General features: G+C 63.0%; 20 protein-coding genes. 11 read left to right on the top strand and 9 right to left on the bottom strand.

From position 1 onward, the window contains the following. Positions 1-190: 190 nt before the first annotated feature. From ACIQUG_RS15505 to ACIQUG_RS15495, 3 genes are all read right to left on the bottom strand, one after another. A complete protein-coding gene (locus tag ACIQUG_RS15505; RefSeq protein WP_402323077.1) occupies positions 191-613 on the bottom strand; it encodes a SufE family protein in 423 nt (140 codons plus the stop codon). Between the two features lie 173 nt (positions 614-786). After that, the gene (locus ACIQUG_RS15500; protein ID WP_402323076.1) at positions 787-1,503 is read right to left on the bottom strand and encodes a hypothetical protein; all 717 of its coding nucleotides are present in this window, start codon (positions 1,501-1,503) and stop codon (positions 787-789) included. A 184-nt stretch (positions 1,504-1,687) separates the two neighbouring features. Further along, complete coding sequence (locus ACIQUG_RS15495; protein ID WP_402323075.1) at positions 1,688-2,134, bottom strand: DUF5330 domain-containing protein; 447 nt, start codon at positions 2,132-2,134, stop codon at positions 1,688-1,690. A 643-nt stretch (positions 2,135-2,777) separates the two neighbouring features. On the opposite strand from ACIQUG_RS15495, the gene ACIQUG_RS15490 reads away from it, so the two are divergent. From ACIQUG_RS15490 to ACIQUG_RS15475, 4 genes are all read left to right on the top strand, one after another. Beyond that, entirely contained in the window at positions 2,778-4,343 is a 1,566-nt protein-coding gene (locus ACIQUG_RS15490) for a sensor histidine kinase (RefSeq protein ID WP_402323726.1), read from the top strand. Beyond that, the gene (locus ACIQUG_RS15485; RefSeq protein WP_402323074.1) at positions 4,315-5,277 is read left to right on the top strand and encodes a peptidoglycan-binding protein; all 963 of its coding nucleotides are present in this window, start codon (positions 4,315-4,317) and stop codon (positions 5,275-5,277) included. The genes ACIQUG_RS15490 and ACIQUG_RS15485 overlap by 29 nt, the downstream gene beginning before the upstream one ends. Before the next feature lie 78 nt (positions 5,278-5,355). Continuing rightward, positions 5,356-5,715: a DUF1491 family protein gene (locus tag ACIQUG_RS15480; protein ID WP_205239249.1), complete on the top strand. Its 360-nt coding sequence runs from the start codon at positions 5,356-5,358 to the stop codon at positions 5,713-5,715. A gap of 64 nt (positions 5,716-5,779) precedes the next feature. Next, on the top strand, positions 5,780-6,703 hold the full coding sequence (locus ACIQUG_RS15475; protein WP_402323073.1) for a MerR family transcriptional regulator: 924 nt from the start codon (positions 5,780-5,782) through the stop codon (positions 6,701-6,703). Between the two features lie 64 nt (positions 6,704-6,767). Here the strand turns inward: ACIQUG_RS15475 and ACIQUG_RS15470 are convergent, their stop codons facing one another. Next, positions 6,768-7,841: a DUF2336 domain-containing protein gene (locus ACIQUG_RS15470; RefSeq protein WP_402323725.1), complete on the bottom strand. Its 1,074-nt coding sequence runs from the start codon at positions 7,839-7,841 to the stop codon at positions 6,768-6,770. Positions 7,842-8,134: 293 nt separating this feature from the next. Between ACIQUG_RS15470 and ACIQUG_RS15465 the strand changes: the two genes are divergently transcribed. The 3 genes from ACIQUG_RS15465 (at position 8,135) to ACIQUG_RS15455 (ending at position 9,783) form a co-directional block, all read left to right on the top strand. Further along, a complete protein-coding gene (locus ACIQUG_RS15465) occupies positions 8,135-8,839 on the top strand; it encodes an SH3 domain-containing protein (protein WP_402323072.1) in 705 nt (234 codons plus the stop codon). A 168-nt stretch (positions 8,840-9,007) separates the two neighbouring features. Next, positions 9,008-9,289, top strand: a complete 282-nt coding sequence (locus tag ACIQUG_RS15460; protein WP_043620087.1) for a hypothetical protein — start codon at positions 9,008-9,010, stop codon at positions 9,287-9,289. 323 nt (positions 9,290-9,612) lie between these two features. After that, positions 9,613-9,783: a hypothetical protein gene (locus ACIQUG_RS15455; RefSeq protein ID WP_164475067.1), complete on the top strand. Its 171-nt coding sequence runs from the start codon at positions 9,613-9,615 to the stop codon at positions 9,781-9,783. A 180-nt stretch (positions 9,784-9,963) separates the two neighbouring features. Here ACIQUG_RS15455 and ACIQUG_RS15450 read toward each other — a convergent pair whose 3' ends face one another. From ACIQUG_RS15450 to ACIQUG_RS15440, 3 genes are all read right to left on the bottom strand, one after another. After that, positions 9,964-10,509 carry a membrane protein gene (locus tag ACIQUG_RS15450; protein ID WP_043620085.1) on the bottom strand — a complete coding sequence of 182 codons (546 nt, stop codon included), beginning with the start codon at positions 10,507-10,509 and terminating at the stop codon, positions 9,964-9,966. After that, positions 10,502-11,089, bottom strand: a complete 588-nt coding sequence (locus ACIQUG_RS15445; protein ID WP_192447460.1) for a DUF1214 domain-containing protein — start codon at positions 11,087-11,089, stop codon at positions 10,502-10,504. The genes ACIQUG_RS15450 and ACIQUG_RS15445 overlap by 8 nt, the downstream gene beginning before the upstream one ends. A gap of 147 nt (positions 11,090-11,236) precedes the next feature. Then, a complete protein-coding gene (locus ACIQUG_RS15440; RefSeq protein ID WP_402323071.1) occupies positions 11,237-13,450 on the bottom strand; it encodes a transglycosylase domain-containing protein in 2,214 nt (737 codons plus the stop codon). Between the two features lie 152 nt (positions 13,451-13,602). On the opposite strand from ACIQUG_RS15440, the gene ACIQUG_RS15435 reads away from it, so the two are divergent. Then, positions 13,603-14,070 carry a YcgN family cysteine cluster protein gene (locus ACIQUG_RS15435; protein ID WP_402323724.1) on the top strand — a complete coding sequence of 156 codons (468 nt, stop codon included), beginning with the start codon at positions 13,603-13,605 and terminating at the stop codon, positions 14,068-14,070. 74 nt (positions 14,071-14,144) lie between these two features. On the opposite strand, the gene ACIQUG_RS15430 is transcribed toward ACIQUG_RS15435, so the two are convergent. Beyond that, a complete protein-coding gene (locus ACIQUG_RS15430) occupies positions 14,145-14,483 on the bottom strand; it encodes an MmcQ/YjbR family DNA-binding protein (RefSeq protein ID WP_043620081.1) in 339 nt (112 codons plus the stop codon). A gap of 315 nt (positions 14,484-14,798) precedes the next feature. Next, complete coding sequence (locus ACIQUG_RS15425) at positions 14,799-14,939, bottom strand: hypothetical protein (RefSeq protein ID WP_192447458.1); 141 nt, start codon at positions 14,937-14,939, stop codon at positions 14,799-14,801. Positions 14,940-15,737: 798 nt separating this feature from the next. On the opposite strand from ACIQUG_RS15425, the gene ACIQUG_RS15420 reads away from it, so the two are divergent. The 3 genes from ACIQUG_RS15420 (at position 15,738) to ACIQUG_RS15410 (ending at position 18,179) form a co-directional block, all read left to right on the top strand. Further along, positions 15,738-15,992, top strand: a complete 255-nt coding sequence (locus tag ACIQUG_RS15420) for a hypothetical protein (RefSeq protein ID WP_043620079.1) — start codon at positions 15,738-15,740, stop codon at positions 15,990-15,992. A 140-nt stretch (positions 15,993-16,132) separates the two neighbouring features. Then, on the top strand, positions 16,133-16,804 hold the full coding sequence (gene feuP, locus ACIQUG_RS15415) for a two-component system response regulator FeuP (RefSeq protein ID WP_034789361.1): 672 nt from the start codon (positions 16,133-16,135) through the stop codon (positions 16,802-16,804). Next, complete coding sequence (locus ACIQUG_RS15410) at positions 16,794-18,179, top strand: HAMP domain-containing sensor histidine kinase (protein ID WP_043620078.1); 1,386 nt, start codon at positions 16,794-16,796, stop codon at positions 18,177-18,179. Before feuP ends, ACIQUG_RS15410 begins: the two co-directional genes overlap by 11 nt. Positions 18,180-18,296: the final 117 nt, after the last annotated feature.

Genomic DNA, 18,296 nt, shown 5'->3' with positions numbered 1-18,296 from the left:
TCGATGCCGGAATTTGGCTCGATCAGGCGACGTGCTGGTGCACCCTCCAGGAGAGGCAGCTGCAAAACGTCGGCGTCCCGAAGTCCGGCCACGACGATTGCCACTACAGCGCCGCGCGTCATGCCGGACGCGCAATGGTCCGTGAAAGGTCGCGCGTCTTGAACACTCAATGCTCGCCAATGCCTGCGCGTCAGGCCGCCAGGCGAAGCTCCGCCTCGTTCTTGATGCGGCGGATCATCGAGCGCAGGCCGTTGGCGCGCTGGGTCGAAAGGTGTTCGATCAGGCCGATCTTGCCGAAGGTGTCGATCGCGTCGATCCGGGCGATTTCGGAGGCATGCTTGCCGGAGTAGATGGCCAGCACGATGGCGACCAGTCCGCGCACGATATGGGCGTCGGACTCGCCTTCGAAGCTGAGGACGGGATCCTCGGGATTGCCGGCCACATTGGTGACGAGCCAGACCTGGCTGGCGCAGCCCTGCACCTTGTTTTCCTGTGTGCGCTTGGCTTCAGGCATCTCCGGCAGCGCCTTGCCGAGCTCGATCACATAGCGATAGCGATCCTCCCATTCTTCAAGAAAGGCGAAATCGTCGATGATCTGGTCGAGCGTCGTCATGGTCCGGTCCATTCGTCGGGAGATTATAAGCTCGCCGGCCCTTGCCGCGAACACTTTCATCCCTGTTCTTGCCCGCCGCCTTCAGGCGCTCGGGCTTTCAGCCTTCATATAGGCGATGGCAGAGCCATTGAGAACCGGCAAATGTACGGCGGCGCGGAGTACCTATCTCCCGGTCAGACCGAGATGCTTGTCGGGATACTGATTGAAACGGTCGCGTTGCCGCCAGCGCTCTCGATGTTGCCGGTGGCCGCCGAAAGCGCCTGGCCGGCAGTCCGGGCCTCATCCGCATCACGGCCGGATCCCTTGGCGCGCAATTCCTGCTCCGCCTTGCGCAGCAGTTGTTTCACCTGTTCGGCAACGGATTTGAGTTCGGCTGCCACCTTCGCCACGGCGTCGGAGCCATCGTCATCGCCGCCGAATTCGCGATAGGCGCGTTCGGCAAAGCTTGCCGGTCCCGATGAGGGCTCAGCCTCACTGCCAGCCGCGGCGGCATCGGCTTGCGCGCCGGACGCGTCCGCCCCGCTACCGGCATCGGCAAGCGCGGTGGCTGCCGTGGTGGCCGCAGCCGCGGCGGATAAGACGCCGCTCGCAGTTCCCCCGTCGCCGGCCAGCTGCTGGGCGGCCGTGCCGAGCTGTTGTGCAAGCTGCTTGGCAAGCCTTGCAAGCGTTTCCGGGTCCGATGCGAAGAACCGGAGCATGCGGAGCTGCTCCTTGACTTCGTCGAGCTTCTTTTTGGCGGCAGCAGCGCGGTTCGCGGCACTTTCGTCGTCGCGGCCAAGAAGCAGGGCGGTTGACGCAGCGCTCTTGCTTTCGCCAACTGTGCCGGTGGCGGCGCCGGACGTTGTCGGGCGTGTCACGCTGGAGTTCGAGAAAAGCCCATAAATCTGCATTGTCTGCCTCCGCCTATCGGTGCGGCGGACCTAAGCAGGCAGGGCTTGCGTGTGGCTGTGCGGCGAGAAAATCAGCGGTTGCGGGCGCAAAAAAGAAAACGCCGCGAGGGGATGGGTTCCTCGCGGCGGCCGCAACAGGACGGCAAGTCAGGCAGTAAGTCAGAAATGTGCAGAAGGGGTGCAGTTACTGGATAACGGCAGCCTTGGGGTCGAGGCGCTTTTCCGGAACCGGGGTGCGCTTGAAGACGGGTTCGGCGTCGATGGTGCTGACCTCGGTCGCCGGAGCTGCCACGTCGGCAGCCGGCGTGACCGTACCGGTCGTCACCTTGGCATCCGGCGTCGTTGCATCGGTTTCGGCAAACTGGGTATCGAGGAATTCGTAGGCGATGCGGGCGCCTTCGCGGGCCCGGTGGCCCAGCGCAACGAAGGTTTCGGCGCCCTTCTCGCAGACATCCGGCTTCTGGATGCAGATGGCGCTGATGTACTGGAACGCCTCATTGGCAGCGGAGAAGGTGTCGCCCAGTTCTACTTTCGGGGCGTGTTCGAGTTTCTGCGCGCTCGAAGGGTCGAGGAATGGCAGCAACACCAGCACCAGCGAAAACCAGAATGTCGCCTTGATGAGAAACCACATGTTCTGCCCATCCTTCGTTCGGCTGCCGCGGCCCGCCAGTCTTGTAGCCGGCTTTTGCACCTTCGGCATCCCGCAGCGCCGTGGTATCCCCTGATACCCGTTCACGCCACCTTCTAAACCTTAGGAGCCTGCCGGCGTTCTCTTGGTGCCCGGCCCCTTGTTGAGATCGACATTACGGTGGGAATCACAAGACGGCTTTTCGAAATCGAGCGGCATTTGCTTCAAATTTTAATGAAATGCCGGTGTCCGGCGATTTGCGGGGGCATTTGTGTCGCATTTTAGCGTTTGCCGTTAAGGTTCGTGGCAGAGCCGCGCGCGGCAACCCCGAAGGCAGCGGGAATCACACCGCAAAACCCGCGCCACAATCGTTAACACAGTGCAGAAAATGCACGGAAATCCGTTGCTTACGCCCCATTAACCACAAGAAATGAAGGTCGCCCGATTTGGCTCAAAACGGGATTTTTCGACCGTTTCGCACGGTTCCGGCACGGCCGCGTTTATTCTTTCATTAAGCCGGGGATGCGAGATTCCGACATGTCACGAGGCGGCTTGAGTCTCGATCCAAAGGGTCGTGAAAACACAGAGTGTCGGTCTCGCAAGAACAACAAATGTAGCAGGGTAAAGCGTGAGCGTATTGCGTAACATGGCTGGCAGATGGACGTCCCGTGTGGACGAGGTCGCGGCCCTGTGGCTTCCCCGTCGTGAAGCGTCTTCGCCGGCCGACCTCCGCCATGCGAAGCGCCTGCGTACCCTCGCGGCTGTTTCCTTGACGGCTCTGCCGGTGGTGCCACTTGCCCTGTCGCTCGCCATGCCCGTGTCTTCGGCCCTCCCTCTGGGCACCGCCCTTTGGGCCTCGGCCTCGCTGCTTGCAGCCGCCGGCGCGATTGTTCGCGGCCGCGCGCCGGAAGAGGTGGCCGCCGTATCGGATCCCGTCGTGCCGGACCTCTCTGCCGCCTATGACCTCTTTGCGGGCCTGGTGACCGTGCACGATCTGCGCGGCAACGTGCTTTCCGTCCATGGCCGCGACGCGGCCGAGCATCTGACCCTGATGCGCGATCCGGCAGGACGCGGTTTCATCGAGCAGATCCACGTTTCCGATCGCATCACCTTCCTGAGCGCGATCGACATCCTTCGCCAGGGCGGCGACCGGGCGACGGTCGACATCCGCATCGAGCGGCGCACGTTGCCGATCGAGGGCGAACAGTTCGTCTACATGTCCTGCGAACTGGCGCCGCTGCGTGACGACAATGGTCGCCTGGTCGCGATCCTCGCCCAGTCGCGCGATGTCTCGCAGGAAGCGGGCCTGCGTGCCGAAGCTGCAGCCAGAACCGCTGAGGCGGTATCGGCAAACGATGCCAAGACGCGGTTCCTGGCCGCCGTCAGCCACGAACTGCGCACGCCGCTCAACGCTATTCTCGGCTTTTCGGACGTGCTTGCGGGCGAATATTTCGGCAAGCTCGAGAACGATCGCCAGCGCGAATATGTGGGCCTGATCCACAAGTCCGGCGAGCACCTGCTTTCCGTCGTCAACACCATGCTCGACATGAGCAAGATCGAGGCCGGTCGCTACGAGCTGATGCCCGAGCCCTTCGGTGTCGCCGAGGCAGTTTCCGCCTGCGAGGCGATGCTGTCGCACCAGGCCACGGAAAAGGGCGTCAAGCTCGCAAGCCGCATCACCCGCGGCATCGGCGAGATCAACGCGGACCAGCGCGCCTTCCAGCAGATCCTCATCAATCTGGTCGGCAACGCCGTCAAGTTCACCGATCAGGGCGGTGTCGTCACGATCGACGCCGAGGCCGACGGTGCGATGCTGAAGCTGTCCGTCAGCGATACCGGCATCGGCATTGCGGCCGACAAGTTGGCGCTGCTTGGTCAACCTTTTGTCCAGATCCAGAACGACTATACTCGCCGCTACGAAGGCACCGGCCTTGGCCTCTCGCTGGTCAAGGGGCTGGTTGCGCTGCACGGCGGAGAACTTTCCATCCGTAGCCGCGAGGGCGAGGGGACCGTTATCGTCGTCACGCTGCCGCGTGATGGCTCCGGTATCGCCTGCGCGGAGCAGGAGGAAGCGCGCACGCCGGTGACGGTGGAATTTCCGCCGCGCCTGAAGGATTGTGATGTCGCCCCGGCCGCCGAAGGGGGGCGGTTCGAGGGGAAAAGTTTGAACGAGGAACGGGGATATGGCGCCGCGCAAGCGAAAACAGCCTGAACGGAAGAAGGCCGCGCGGCAAACGCCCGGCCTGGCCGTGCGCGGGCTGGTCCTTGCCGGACGGGGTGCTGGGCTTGCCGGTCGTCTGATGGCGCGCCATCCGCTGGTGTCCGGCGGCTCGGCCGCCTTTCTCGTCGTGTTCTCCTTCGTTGCGGCCAATGCCATGTGGTATCAGCACGGCACGCACCCGTCGCCGCTTCTGCGCACCCGCGTTCCGCTCGTCAGTGCCGAAACGGCGCAGCGCATCGCGATCGCCAAGGGCGAGGAGATCGAGCCGCGAAAGGTAACCACCTTCGTCATCGAGCGTGAGGGTGAGGCAAAAGCTGAAAACGTCGAGGATGTGATCGCGGCCGCGTCGGCGGATCCGCAGTCGGAAAAGCCGTCGCCCGAACGGGTGGCGAGCGTGCCGGATCCGGCGCAGTCGAAGCTTGTCTCGGAGATCCAGAAGGAACTGGGCCGCATCGGCCTTTATGACGGCGCGCCGGACGGACGGAGCGGCCCGCGGACGGCTGCGGCGATCCTCCGCTTCGAGGAGCGGGCGGGCCGCACGGGGACCGGCGCGGCGAGTGTCGAGTTGCTCCAGGTCTTGAGATCTGCACCGGCTGAAAAGGCCGCCGCGGTTCCGGCTGGACGGCCGCTTTCGGAAACCAAGGGCGGCGGCGTGGAGATTGATCCGGTCGCTGCAGCCATCCGCTCGGCCGAAAAGGAAAGCACCTTCGTTCCGCGCGCGGAAATTCCGGTGTCGAGCGAACTGGTGCTGAACATCCAGAAGGGTCTCAGCAACCTCGCCTATGCGGACGTGGCGGTGGATGGCGTTGCCGGAGAGCAGACGCGCGCAGCGATCCGCCACTTCGAAAAACATTACCGCCTGCCGCAAACCGGCGAACCCAATCCGCAAGTGCTGAAGAAGCTCAAGGAAATCGGCGCACTCTGACGCATTTGATGCGCGCTCACCCCTGTCGTCGCTCCGGCGCGATTTGCCTCCTTCGCCGTGCGCGTGTATCAGCCTCCCATGCGCCTGAAGTCCCACATCTTCGTCTCGTCCCTGCTGCGTCGTGCGTTTTCGCTCGGCGGCTATGCGGCGGTGCTGCGCAAGGGAGCGGAGGACGCTGGCGCAATCTTCATTCGCCAACGGACGCGGATGGGTACCGAGACGCTCTTTGCCCCGGCGCCGCAGAACTTCTTCGCCGACGAGATCGATCTCGGTCGGAAGTTCGAGGTGCGGCTGCAGGACAGTGACGCCGAAAAGGTCGATGCGGCGCTTGCAAGCGAGATCCGCTTCGATCCGGATTGCTGGATCGTAGAGATCGAACTGGACGACCGCGGCGACCTGTTCGAGGTCGTTGCCGACGATGGCAAAGGCCGACCCTGACACCTCTTGCCGATTGCACCGGCCTGCTTGACTCTCCACTTGGTGGAGGCCGTAGGACGCGTTCATGGACGATCAAATCTTTTCGATAGGCGAAGTTTCGAAGCTGAGCGGCATACCGGTCCGGCGGCTTCGGTTTTACTCGGACAAGGGGTTGCTGCCACCCTCCGCACGGACGGAGAGCGGCTATCGCATGTATTCCGGGGCCGACCTGGCGCGGCTGGACCTCGTGCTTGCCCTGCGTGAAGCGGGCGTGGGCCTCACGGATATCCGCAAGATCCTGGCCAATAGAACCTCGCTTGCCGACGTTCTGGCGTTGCGGCTTCGGACGCTCGAAACGGAGATCCGGTCAAAGCGCCGGATCGCCACGGCCCTGCGAATGGCTTTGAAGATCCATGAACCCTCCCCAACGGATCTCAGGAGATTGTGGACCGTGACCAGGATTTCAAAGACGGAATTTCGTACCGCGCTCGAGCGTTTCTATGATGACGTCGCCGGCAGCGCGCCGGTGGATGCGGCGTGGAAAAAGAAGATGATGGATGCCGGTACGCCGGATCTGCCCGAAGACCCGACAGCCGAACAGATCGACGCCTGGGCGGAGCTGATGGAGATGCTGTCCGACAAGGCCTATGCCGCCGAGATGCGCGCCCATATGTCGAACCTGTGGACTGAGGAATTCGATCCCGCCGCCTATGCCCAGGCGGCGGACGCCACCTTCGCGCGGGTGAGGGCAGCGATCGACAATGGCCTGGGGCCTCAGTCGGCCGTCGCCAGAGAAATCGCCGCCGACTGGCTGGCGCAGTCGGCAAGGGCGATGAAGCGGGCGCCGGATGAGGCTTTCCTGGAGTGGCAGCTCGAACAGTACCGCAAGCACCACGCGCGTTCGGCGCGTTACCAGGAATTGATGGCGATACTGCAAGGGCAAGCGCCGCAGGCCCCGACCGGTCGTGAGTGGAGTTGGATCATCGACGCGATGAAACAGCTCTTCTAGGTAGGGACCTCGGCTCCATTGGGCCGACATTGCCGGACATGCCCCGCGTGGGCGGAAGCGTGTATCAGCCGCGGCGGCGGCCAAACAGTCGCTGCGGCTGCACGTTGACGGACGTGGCTGCAACCTTGCGCGCGCCGACGTGGCGCGTGTCGTTGGCAGTGTTTTCGGCAAAATAGGCTTCGTGCCGTGCCGCGGGCGTAGCTTCTTCGGCTTCCACCTTGAGCCAGGCATCCAGTTGCGTGCGGCAGGCGCTGCGGTCCATGGCGCCGATCAAGGCTGCCGCATGGCTGGTGTCGCCAAAGGGCTCGCGAAGATGCGGATAAAGGGCCTGAAGCACGAAACCCGCATCGGCCGCCTCGACGTCGAGCGCGAACAGGCTCGTTGCAAGGAGCTGTCCGGAAATATCGAGCAGGATACGCTCGACCTGCGCATCCCTGGTGCCGAGGGCCTGGCCGAGGACACGCGAAAACAGGATGATCTCGCCGCTCCTGGCAAAGCGCACGAGCAGTGCAGCCATGACGTCGGTAATCGTCGTCGACGACGGCGTCTGTGGAATATCGCGCGAACGGGCGCCGGCAAGCGCCTTGATCTCGCGGCGAAGCGCTTCTTCGCGCGCCGAGCGCAACGAGGCGGCCTCGTCTTCCTGGCTCGCTTGTTCGGCTTCTGCCGCTTTCACGGCGCTGCTGCGCGCTGCCAGTCCCGGCGGGTTGTGATGTTCGACGAGCGCATCGACGACGAGGGGAGAGAGGTTCGGGCGGCGGCCGATGGCGGCGGCATGTTCCGGCCCGCGCGCGCGGATGATCGTTATCAGCGTCCGGTCCGCGATCGCCTTCGAGCGGGTCAGGAAAATCGCTGCGATGGCAATCGGCATGCCGCCGATCAGCGCTGCGACAGTCTCCGGAATTTGCTGGCATTGCGAAAGGGCTGCTGCCGCCTGGCGGCGGGCTTCGTTGCTGGAGCCGAGGAACAGCGGCTCGAACAGCTCGGCAAATTGCTTCATGTCGGACTTGCGGGGGAAACGCAGGCTTTCGAAACCGGTGACGGTCGCCATCAGGACGACGTCCTTCAAGCGGCCAGTCTGTGGCCTTTCCAACTCACGAAAGCGATCCGTCACGATAATTCCCTGCACGCAAAACATGATCGCCATTGCCGGCGATCCGGAACGGCACACGTCGCAAAAATTAGAAGAAAAGCGTTAGCGCACTGTTAACTATGGATGTTGGAGCTTTATTCAGGCTTGCGGCACCCCCAGGGCGCGCGATGCGCCCACGGATCGCGCTATCGCACGGCAAAACTCGGGGACATCCGCAGCCGTAGCCTTAAAAAATCCACATGCTGTCATGAGTTATCGCGGCGACGGTGAAGGGCCCGGACGCCCGCCGACGTTTGGGGCCATGTGAAGAGGGGCCTCTCCATGGGAGATATGGAACTGTGAAGAAATTTATTCTGCGCGCAGCGGCGGTCTGCGCGCTCCTTGTGGCCCCGGCGATTGCGCAGGCTGCCGAGGGTTTTGCCACCGCCAACGTCAACATGCGCTCCGGCCCGAGCACGCGCTACCCGGCGGTATCGATGATCCCGGTGGGCGAATCAGTCGAAATCCACGGCTGCCTTGCCGACCTTCCCTGGTGCGACGTGTCGTTCTATGGCGGCCGCGGCTGGGTTGCCGGGCGTTACGTCCAGGCCGACTATCGCCGCAACCGCGTCTATGTCGAGCCGCGCTACTATCGCCCGCTCGGCATTCCGACTGTCGTATTCCAGTTCGACAGCTATTGGGATCGCAACTACCGCGGCCGCGACTTCTATCGCGAGCGCGACCGTTGGCGCCGCGGACCGGATTGGGTCGATGACCGGCGTGATCGCCGCGACTGGGAGCGGCAGCGCGAGCGCGACCGCCGTGACTGGGAGCGCGATCGCCGAAAGGAACAACGCGACTGGGAACGCAAGCAGCGCGACGAGGACAAGTGGCGCGACGACGACTGGCGCCGTCAGCGGACGGAACGCGAGGACCGCCGTGACTGGGAACGCCGTAGCGATGGCGGCGTGCGCGTCCGGCAGGACGACGGCACCGTTTATGAACGCGCTCGCCCGGCTCCGATGGTGCGCTGCCAGATCGACGATCCCTACTGCGAGAACTGATCCTTGCGCCGCGCATCGACGCGGCCCGGTCTGATGAAAAGTCTGAGTGGAAAGAGCGGGCGGCCCTGGTCGCCCGTTTTGCGTTTCGCAAGACCCGCTTTCAACCGACTTTGGCGGAACCAAACGCCAGCCGGCGCGTTGAGCCCGCGCAGACAAGGGAGCGTTGTAATGGTCGAAAAGAAACTGCAGGCGGTGGAAAAAGTTGCCGTGAGTGAAGCGGAATCAGGCGCTCGCGCCGAGGTCGATGCACAGATCGCCGAGTTGCGCGCGGAAATCGCCCGGCTGACGGAAACGGTCTCGGCGATCGGAACGAGTACGAAAGCGGTTGTGCAGAGCGAGGCGGATCTCCTCGCAGAGCGCGTGAGAGAGCGTGTGCGCGACGAGCCGCTATCGACCCTGGTCGCCGTTGCGGGTGTATCCTTCCTGTTCGGTTTGATGTCCCGCCGTTAGCGGGAGAGGCGAGGCTTCGCCCGGATTGCCGCTGTTACCTTGGATACATCGCCAGGGCCGGTCGGCAGACATACTGAACGCAGGTTGGGGTTGCAGAGCGTGTATTAGTAATCTGTTAACCAACCTGTGGCTCAATCGAAGTGGACCCGGTATTATCGGGCTGTGTCGTGAACCAGAACAGCAACATCCGGGCGACCGGAAGAAGGAGCAAACGAGAAAGGCGCGCCTGTCCAGGGAAGATCTGGGAAAATGCGCTGGCCCGAGAAGGGCAGGGTGAAATCTGTACGGTAGTTCATCCGTCTCAAGACTTTGTGGAGACGAGCATGGCAGACGTGATCAGAATTCAGGACCGCAAGGTCCGTATACCGCCGCACCGGCCTCCGGCCATTTCGGGTGGAGCGAAAGTGCTGCTGTTCACCGGCATCCGCTACGAGCGCCTCGATCGCGACCCGCAGCCGACCGCACCGGACGGACGCCGCATCAAGAAGCAGTGAGCCCCAGCGCTCCAGCGCAATAGGCGACCGAAACGGTCGCGTTAAAGTCACTGTTCTTGCCCGGTACCTCGGGCCTATCCCCATGCACCGCTGCGCTTGACGCGGAATCGGATCGTCGCCGCGTATCTCGGCGCAGATTTTAAGCTTGCTGCTGTTGCCCGACGTCCATCCAAGGATCGTCTAGCGACGGAACGGTTCGCAGGTCGATTCCGCAAGGAAGTTGCGGACCTGCTCTTCGAAGCTGTCGACCGGCGCCATCGCTCTCAGCACGGCGAAGCCATCCTGTTCCTTCATCTCGATCATGATCGATTGTGCAAGCGCCTGCGGCGGAGACTTTCGCAGCTCGACCAACTGGATCGGCGTTGCGACGACGAGGTCGAGCTTGCCGTTGACCGCCGTGTGGTCGTTCATGCTGAAGACTTCGTTCGAATTGCCGTCGAAGACGGCGAGCGACCAGAACGGCACGTTGCCGCTGGCGAGGAAACGCGCCGGTCCGTCCGAGATCGAGAAGCTGCAGACCGCGGTTCTCAGATAAGGATCGTCGTTGGCAAGGCCGGTCGGACCTGGCGTGCTGGTCAGCGCAAAGAAACTGTCCATCTCCAAAAGCCCGAGGACGCGGGTATAGGCGTCACGGCCCGTGAACTGCGGCAGCGCCAGCACGATGATGATGTGCAGCAGCGCAGCGCCGACCAGGCCGAGGATCGTGGCAAAGAGAACGCTACGCATCGCCGCAACCCGTCTTGGTGATCACCGGCATGGCGAGATCGATCAGGCCGGACGAGCCGGCCGTCGGCGTATCGAGCAGCGTCAGCACCAGCCGGAACGTGCCCGCGTGGCGCACGGCCAGCCAGTTGTCGGGCTGCGCGTTCGGCGACACATGGATGGTGAAGTTGCTGTTTTCACCGCGCAGCACTGTCCAGGAGTTGAGCGCGGAGGGGAGGTCGGAGCCGGGCCGCAGCGGCAGGCCCTCTGCATTCGCGGCGTAAAGCGTCCAGAAGCGGGCCTGTGGGGTCAGCCCAGCAACATCATAGGAGCAGGCCGCCTGGAGCTTTTCGCCCTTGCTGTCGGCCTGGGCGCTGAACATCAGCCCTTCGGCGCCGCCATAGAGCAACTCGCCCGCGCGCGCCCGATGCGCCTTGGCATAGGGGTCGGCATTGGCCGTCTGCGCCTCGGGAAAGGCGACCCAGGGGCCGATCGCGATCGAGCCGAAGCCAACGGTCGCTTTCAGCGCCCATACCGCCGAGGCAATGCCGCCGCCGAAGGCGATGGCAAGGGTAAGCGCGACGAGGAAGGGGATTCGAAACAAGGGCGACTCTACCGGATATGGTCCCGCGGCGTAGCACCGCCGGGCTGATCCACTATGTCGCCGAAATCCGCGGCCGGCGCAACGGCGACGGCCTCGAACCGGACATCGCAACCGGGATAGGAAAGCAAGGCGGGCATGCCCGAAACGTCAGTTGCTGGCTGCATCGGGCTTTGCCTGTCCGGACCTTGGTTCTTCCGCGCCGAGAGAGGCAAGCTTGCCGCCGGCCTTCTCGGGTGCCTTCAGTGCTGGTGCCTTTTCGAAGGTCTCGCCGATGCTGCGCAGCAGCCGGGTGACGTCGGTCGAAAGCGACCGCGGCCGCACCAGCGGCGGCAATGCGTTTTCATCCGGCTTCGCTGACGCCACCTGCGGCGGCTGCTTTGCCGGCGCCGTCGGCGCGGTGATCCCCGGGATCGTCCGGTGTTCGATGCCCTGCTCGGCGTAATCCATCAGCCGCTTGAAGGTCATTGCCGGCAGCGAACCGCCGGTCATGTTGTTGGTCGAGGTGTAGTCGTCGTTACCGAACCAGACCGCGGTCGTATAGTCGCCGGTGAAGCCCACGAACCAGGCGTCGCGATAGGCTTGCGTCGTACCGGTCTTGCCGCCAACGACGATGCCGTTGTCGAGCGCGGCCTTGCGCGCCGTGCCGATGATCGGGATCTGCGTCAGCATGGAGTTCATCGACGTGTTGGCGGTTTCGGAGAGGATGCGCCGCGCCGGCGGCGCATCGCGTCCGAAGTCGTAGAGAATGTCGCCGTCATAGTTGAGGATCTGGCTGATCCCGTGGCGGCGTGACTGCATGCCGCCGGCCGGGAACACCGCATAGGCGGTCGCCTGGTCGAGCACGGTCACTTCCGATGTGCCGAGCGGCATGGTCTTGTCGGTCCGGATCGGGGTCTCGATGCCCATGTCCTTGGCCGTCTGGGCGATCAGGTCCGTGCCGAGCTTGTCCTTGGCGAGGCGCACGGGAATGGTGTTGATCGACTTGGCGATGGCCGTCAGGATGGTGATGCGGCCGGCATAGCTGCGGCCATAATTCTGCGGCGACCATCCGCGCCAGGTGATCGGCGCGTCGACGACGACCGTCTCCGGCGTCATGCCTTTTTCCATCGCTGCCGCGTAGGTATAGACCTTGAAAGATGAACCCGGCTGGCGCAATGCGCGGGTGGCGCGGTTGAACTGACTCTCGCCATAGTCGCGGCCGCCGACCATGGCGCGCACGGCGCCGCCGTTTTCGACCATCACCAGCGCACCCTGCTTGACGCGGAAGCTCTCGCCATATTGGCGCAGGCTCGATTCCACCGAATCCTCGGCGGCATTCTGCAGACCCATGTCGATAGTGGTGCGCACGATCAGCGAATGCTGCGCGAAGGGGCGGGCGATACGCTGGACTTCGTCGAAGGCCCAGTCGAGGAAGAAGTCGGGCGCCTTCACCTGGGCGCGATCGATGACTGTCGCCGGATTGAGCCGCGCGGCTATCACCTGGCCCTCGGTCATCAGGCCGCCCTGGACGAGGTTGGTCAGAACCTCGTTGGCGCGCCCGCGTGCGGCCGGCAGGTTGACGTGCGGCGCGTAGCGCGCCGGCGCCTTGAAGAGGCCGGCAAGCATCGCCGATTCCGCCAGGCTGACATCGGTGATCGACTTGCCGAAATAGAACTGCGCCGCGGCCGCCGCACCGAAGGTACCGCCGCCCATATAGGCGCGGTCGAGATAGAGCCGGAGGATTTCCTTCTTCGACAGGTTGCATTCCAGCCAGACGGCGAGGAACGCTTCCTTGATCTTGCGTTCGATCGTCCGCTCGTTCGACAGGAAGAGGTTCTTGGCGAGCTGCTGCGTCAGGGTCGAGCCGCCCTGAACGACACCACCGGCGCGCGCGTTCTCGGTCATGGCGCGGGCAAGCCCCAGGAAGTCGATGCCCCAATGGTCGAAGAAGCGCCGGTCCTCGGTCGCCAGCACCGCCTTGATCAGGTGATCCGGCAGCTCGTCGATCGGTACGGAGTCTTCGTGGATGATGCCGCGATGGCCGATCTCGTTGCCGTAGCGGTCGAGGAAGGTGACGGCGAAATCGCTCTGGGCGCGCCAGTTGCCCTTGGTTTCCTCGAAGGCCGGAAGGGCGAGCGCCAGCATCAGCACGGAGCCGACCGTGCCCCAGTTCATGCCTTCGCCGAGCACCTCGAAGACGGCCTTCTTCCAGCCCGTGACGCGGAAGCGGCGGAAGAAGATGGTGGTGTCTTCCCACCATTGCCCCAGCTTGAAGCCCGCATTCCAGACCGTGGAATCGATCCAGGAGTCGATCCTGAGAAAGATGTGCCGTTTCTTCGGCCGATTATCGTCTTTCCTCGGTTCCCGCACGGTCTCAACCACCTGAAGGCTCTACGGCATCATGCCGGCGCCATGTAATATTTGCACGGCGTCAAATTCCAATCTACTTGCATATCGCGCCACCGGCCTTAAAAAACCGGCAATTTTCTGCGAAATTTCTGTATCGCGAGCGATTTGACGAAAGTGTGATGACGATGGGCGAAATGCCTTTCTGGAAGGCGAAAAGCCTTGAAGACATGACCGATACCGAGTGGGAAAGCCTCTGTGACGGCTGCGGCCTCTGTTGTCTCAACAAGCTCGAGGATTGGGACACGGGCGAGATCGCCTGGACCTCGATCCGCTGTACGCTTCTCGACGGCGAGAGCTGTCGCTGCAAGGACTATCCCAACCGCCAGGCGACCGTACCCGACTGTATCCAGCTGACGCCGAAGGCCGTGCGCGAAATCACCTGGCTGCCGCCGACCTGCGGCTACCGGCTGGTGGCCGAAGGGCGCGATCTCTACTGGTGGCATCCGTTGATTTCGGGCGATCCGAACACGGTTCACGCCGCCGGCATTTCCGTGCGCGGGCGCACCGTTGCGGAAGACGGCATCGATGTCGACGATTACGAGGATTATCTCGTCACCTGGCCGCTGGAAGTTGGACAGGAAAACGCGGAGTAACAAGGGGTTAGCCGAAGTGGTGGAATCGTTTTGGCAGTGCGGCGCCGGCAGGGCTGTTCTGCCGCAACGAACCTCTAGTGGCTGCCGCCGTTCTTCTTGACGAGGCTTTTCGGCGCAACATTGCGCCACGCCGTTTCCATCGACTGCTTGACGAGATCCTCGTCGGCCTGGACGAAATAGAGCGAGGTCCAGCCACGGTCGCCCCAGCCTCCGGGCACCGCGGCGCAGACGCCGGGCTCCATCTCCAGTAGCATGCGCTGCTGATCGGGCGTGAACTTGAAAACGGCGCGCCCGGCTTCCGGCAGGCTCATGAAAATACGTTTCCCAACGCGGAAATCTCGCGTTCCGAAATGCGCATTTTCCTCCGTTCCAGGCAGGCTCAGCGCGAGTCTTTCGATCTCTTCCGTCAGCATGAAGAAAGATTAACATGCTTTTGCCGAATGGCAAAAAGGCTGAAAATCACTACAAAAATTGCAAGGGGTGCCGTTGATGCGCGCGCTCGACAAGGGCGCTAGGGGAGCCTGATCGGGCTGCCTGGATGGGCTTTGGCATCGGTGGTGCCTCGCCGGGCGCACTGGGGTGGAAACGTCGCGACCGGCGGTGATAGCCTCACCGCCGGTCCGCTAAGGACTCACCGAAAAGCGCTCTGAACGAGCGCTGTCGGGCGACAATCTAGGGAAATGGAAGGGCAGGGCCGGTGACGCGCAGGCGCGCCACACAGGCGGGCCTTATTCCGCCGGTGCGACCGGCTTCGGCGTTGCGTCGCTCGCGGCGCGCATCTCACGCCATTCGCTCTCGAAACGGTCGAGTAATGATTGCGGTACTTTGGACTGCTGAGATGCGGGCTGGTTGTTTGCGAGCGTCTGCATGCGATCCTCCCGGGTTCTGTGACGGTTTCGTGATGTATGATGTGGCGGACAATTTCACATCGCAAAGGCTTTGTAAATCAGTGGCTTAAATCATTTAAACGATTGAAAAATCTTTAAATCGATTAATTTTTCGTTTATACACAGCACGCATCGCGCCTGGTCGTCAACAGGTTTAAGTTGCAGCTATTTTTGAAGTAATTTGCGCGCATAGATTGTGGCAAAAGGGATCGGCCGGTTCGCAGGGCTTTGTCTAAGAAGACGACACTGCTGCGGGCGTGATCGGTGCCGTGGTGACGCATTGCCTCGGCGGGGCCGAGGGCCGTGATGGCCGCGCCTTGTTTGAAAGGGCGCCGAACCTGAATCAGTTTCTGAAGTGTTTGAATCACGCTGCGAGCGACAGCCGCCAAGCGATTCAAAAGAATCGGCAAAATGGGTGCGCAGCCAAGCCGCCCTCGATCGGGAACGGCGCTGTTTAGGTCAGCAAAAAGATCCTAGCGAAACATGCTTAACGAAAGCTGACGGTGGGGCTGTTCCGTCTGGTGGCCTTGGGTTCTGGGCCGCGTTCCTCGCGTGATCGCGCCGCTCAAACTGTCGCAGGAAGCGGCTATGGCTAGGCAACGGATTGACCGATGCGGGTTTCCTCCAGGGAAGAATCGCCGCAATCTAAGGTCGGATTTCGCGGGAGGTGATGCGTTTCCCGATAGTGCTTGCCGGTCCGAAAGGCCGACATTCATTTGCCATTCAGCCTCGTTCGTTTATTCCTTCTGCCATGATGCTTCCCAAGTCGAAAGTGCGTTCATGTCTTCACCAGTGATCATAGCCGCGCTTGCTGCAGGCCTCGCCGGCTTCAGCCCGCCAGCGATCAGCGTGCCGTCGGATATTGTCGTTCGTGTGGCCGGCGATTGCAGTGCGGCAGCCGCGCAGGTCGTTGCCGACACCGGCGGCGAGTTGCTGTCGGCGCAGCCGACGTCCGACGGTCAGTGCGTGATCACCGTGCTTGTTCCCGGCAATGGCGGCAGGCCGAAGAAGGTAACCGTCAAGGTGCCGATGTAGGCTATCCCTGCAGCGCCGCGTGCCGTATCAGGCGTACGAAGGTCGCTGTAGCACTTTGAATGGCTGCGTGTTCTTATCCTTGAATTGGCCAGATTTGGCGACACATGCAGCAGGATGGCCGCGAGAGGAAGTAAAGACGGATGCGCATTCTGATTGTCGAGGACGACGCCAACCTGAACCGGCAACTCGCCGAGGTGCTGAAGGAGGCCGGCTACGTCGTTGACCAGGCCTATGATGGCGAGGAGGGGCACTATCTCGGTGACGCCGAGCCCTATGATGCCGTGATCCTCGACATCGGCCTGCCGGAGATGGACGGCATCACCGTCCTTGAAAAATGGCGCGGCGACGGCAAGACCATGCCGGTTCTGATCCTGACCGCGCGTGACCGCTGGAGCGACAAGGTGGCTGGCATCGATGCCGGCGCCGACGACTATGTCGCCAAGCCGTTCCACGTCGAAGAAGTTCTCGCCCGCATCCGCGCGCTGATCCGGCGCGCTGCCGGCCATGCGAGCTCGGAGATCGTCTGCGGCCCGGTCCGCCTCGATACCAAGGGCTCCAAGGCAACGGTCGATGGCGTGGCATTGAAGCTGACGTCGCACGAGTTCCGGCTGCTATCCTATCTCATGCACCACATGGGGCAGGTGGTTTCGCGCACGGAACTGGTCGAGCACATGTACGACCAGGATTTCGATCGCGATTCCAATACGATCGAAGTGTTCATCGGCCGGCTGCGCAAGAAGATCGGCAACGATCTGATCGAAACGGTGCGCGGTCTCGGATACCGTATGCAAGCGCCGGGCAATGGCAATTAGATCGCTCACCGCACGCGTTCTGGTGGTCTCCACCGTCTGGGCGGTGGTGGCGCTCGTCGTGATCGGCGTGGTGATCTCCGAGCTCTATCGCCAAGGCTCCGAGCGCGGCTTCAAGGACCTGCTGCGCGCCCAGCTCTTCAACGTCGTCAACTCGATCTCCGTCAACGAGAGGACGGTGCTGTCGGGCAGTCCGCAGCTTGGCGATCTCCGGTTTTCGCAGCCGCAGACCGGCTGGTACTGGATCGTCGATCCGATTGGCGAGTTCGACACGCCGCCTTTGATCTCGACCTCGCTCGGCAACGGCAAGCTGCCGATCGCCAGCGTCGACGAGGTGCCCTTCGATACCGGCTATGTTCGCTTCTACACCACCAAGGACCCCTTCGGAAACGAGGTCGAGGTCTCCGAGACCGAGGTCGTTCTCGACATCCAGGGCCATACGGCGCGCTTTCGCGTGGCGGGCAACCGCGATGTGCTCGAGGCCGACATCAACCGCTTCACCCGCAACCTGACGATCGCGCTCTCCATCTTCGGTCTTGGTGGGCTCGGCGTGAACGCGCTCACCATCCTCTTCGGTCTTAGGCCTCTCGACGAGGTCCGGCGCTCGATGGAAAAGATCCGCGCCGGCGAAAGCGAACGGTTGGATGGCGCATTCCCGCGCGAGATCCAGCCTCTCGCCAACGAGGTCAACGCGCTGATCGACAGCAACCGCCGCATCGTCGAGCGCGCCCGCATGCAGGTCGGCAATCTCGCCCATTCGCTGAAGACGCCGATCGCGGTGCTGCTCAACGAGGCGCGGGTGCTCGAGGCATCGCATGGCGAACTGGTGCGCACCCAGGTCGATGCGATGCAGACCCAGGTTCAGTCCTATCTGAGCCGCGCCCGGATCGCGGCGCAGCGTGAGTCCGTGCTGGCGCGGACCGAAGCGCAGCCGGCGCTCGAACGCCTCGTGCGCGTCATGCGCAAGCTCAATCCGGAAAAGCAGGTTCATCTGTCTATCAACCCGCCGGGGCTGGTTCTTGCCATGGAGTTGCAGGACGTCGAAGAGACCGTCGGCAACCTGCTCGAGAATGCCGCCCGCCACGCCCGAGCCGAGGTATGGCTGAACGTCAGACCGGCGCCGAGCGAGGTTCATGCCAAGGAACCAGGACGGCAGTGGATCGTTCTCGATATCGACGACGACGGGCCGGGGCTCAACCCCGACCAGATTGCCGTGGCGATGAAGCGCGGCAAGCGGCTCGACGAAAGCAAGCCGGGAACCGGGCTCGGTCTTTCGATCGTCAGCGAGATCGTTCGGGAGTACCAGGGCACCATCACCTTGTCGCGGCGGGACGAGGGAGGCTTGCGGGCGGAACTGGTTTTGCCGGCGGCCGTTTAGAGGGTGCGGGAGAAATACGTGGGTCTGGCGTCGCTCGCTTGCGAATCCATCGTGATTTAGGGGTCACACCCGTGCTTGAAAATGTCACACCCGCAGGGCCCGCCGTTGCCTCGGCAC

Origin of the sequence: Ensifer sp. NPDC090286 (assembly GCF_044769565.1) — a bacterium.
GTDB lineage: Bacteria > Pseudomonadota > Alphaproteobacteria > Rhizobiales > Rhizobiaceae > Ensifer.
Note: the sequence above shows the minus strand (reverse complement) of the source record. Positions and strands in the feature narration are given on the sequence as shown.

Coding starts and splice junctions, on each gene's coding strand:
- ACIQUG_RS15460 (WP_043620087.1), top strand. CDS start 9,008: ATGGTCGAAAAGAAACTGCAGGCGGTGGAAAAAGTTGCCGTGAGTGAA.
- ACIQUG_RS15455 (WP_164475067.1), top strand. CDS start 9,613: ATGGCAGACGTGATCAGAATTCAGGACCGCAAGGTCCGTATACCGCCG.
- ACIQUG_RS15505 (WP_402323077.1), bottom strand. CDS start 613: ATGACGACGCTCGACCAGATCATCGACGATTTCGCCTTTCTTGAAGAA.
- ACIQUG_RS15495 (WP_402323075.1), bottom strand. CDS start 2,134: ATGTGGTTTCTCATCAAGGCGACATTCTGGTTTTCGCTGGTGCTGGTG.
- ACIQUG_RS15470 (WP_402323725.1), bottom strand. CDS start 7,841: ATGTTTTGCGTGCAGGGAATTATCGTGACGGATCGCTTTCGTGAGTTG.
- ACIQUG_RS15435 (WP_402323724.1), top strand. CDS start 13,603: ATGGGCGAAATGCCTTTCTGGAAGGCGAAAAGCCTTGAAGACATGACC.
- ACIQUG_RS15430 (WP_043620081.1), bottom strand. CDS start 14,483: ATGCTGACGGAAGAGATCGAAAGACTCGCGCTGAGCCTGCCTGGAACG.
- ACIQUG_RS15410 (WP_043620078.1), top strand. CDS start 16,794: ATGGCAATTAGATCGCTCACCGCACGCGTTCTGGTGGTCTCCACCGTC.
- ACIQUG_RS15450 (WP_043620085.1), bottom strand. CDS start 10,509: ATGCGTAGCGTTCTCTTTGCCACGATCCTCGGCCTGGTCGGCGCTGCG.
- ACIQUG_RS15475 (WP_402323073.1), top strand. CDS start 5,780: ATGGACGATCAAATCTTTTCGATAGGCGAAGTTTCGAAGCTGAGCGGC.
- ACIQUG_RS15425 (WP_192447458.1), bottom strand. CDS start 14,939: ATGCAGACGCTCGCAAACAACCAGCCCGCATCTCAGCAGTCCAAAGTA.
- ACIQUG_RS15480 (WP_205239249.1), top strand. CDS start 5,356: ATGCGCCTGAAGTCCCACATCTTCGTCTCGTCCCTGCTGCGTCGTGCG.
- ACIQUG_RS15485 (WP_402323074.1), top strand. CDS start 4,315: ATGGCGCCGCGCAAGCGAAAACAGCCTGAACGGAAGAAGGCCGCGCGG.
- ACIQUG_RS15490 (WP_402323726.1), top strand. CDS start 2,778: ATGGCTGGCAGATGGACGTCCCGTGTGGACGAGGTCGCGGCCCTGTGG.
- ACIQUG_RS15420 (WP_043620079.1), top strand. CDS start 15,738: ATGTCTTCACCAGTGATCATAGCCGCGCTTGCTGCAGGCCTCGCCGGC.
- feuP (WP_034789361.1), top strand. CDS start 16,133: ATGCGCATTCTGATTGTCGAGGACGACGCCAACCTGAACCGGCAACTC.
- ACIQUG_RS15500 (WP_402323076.1), bottom strand. CDS start 1,503: ATGCAGATTTATGGGCTTTTCTCGAACTCCAGCGTGACACGCCCGACA.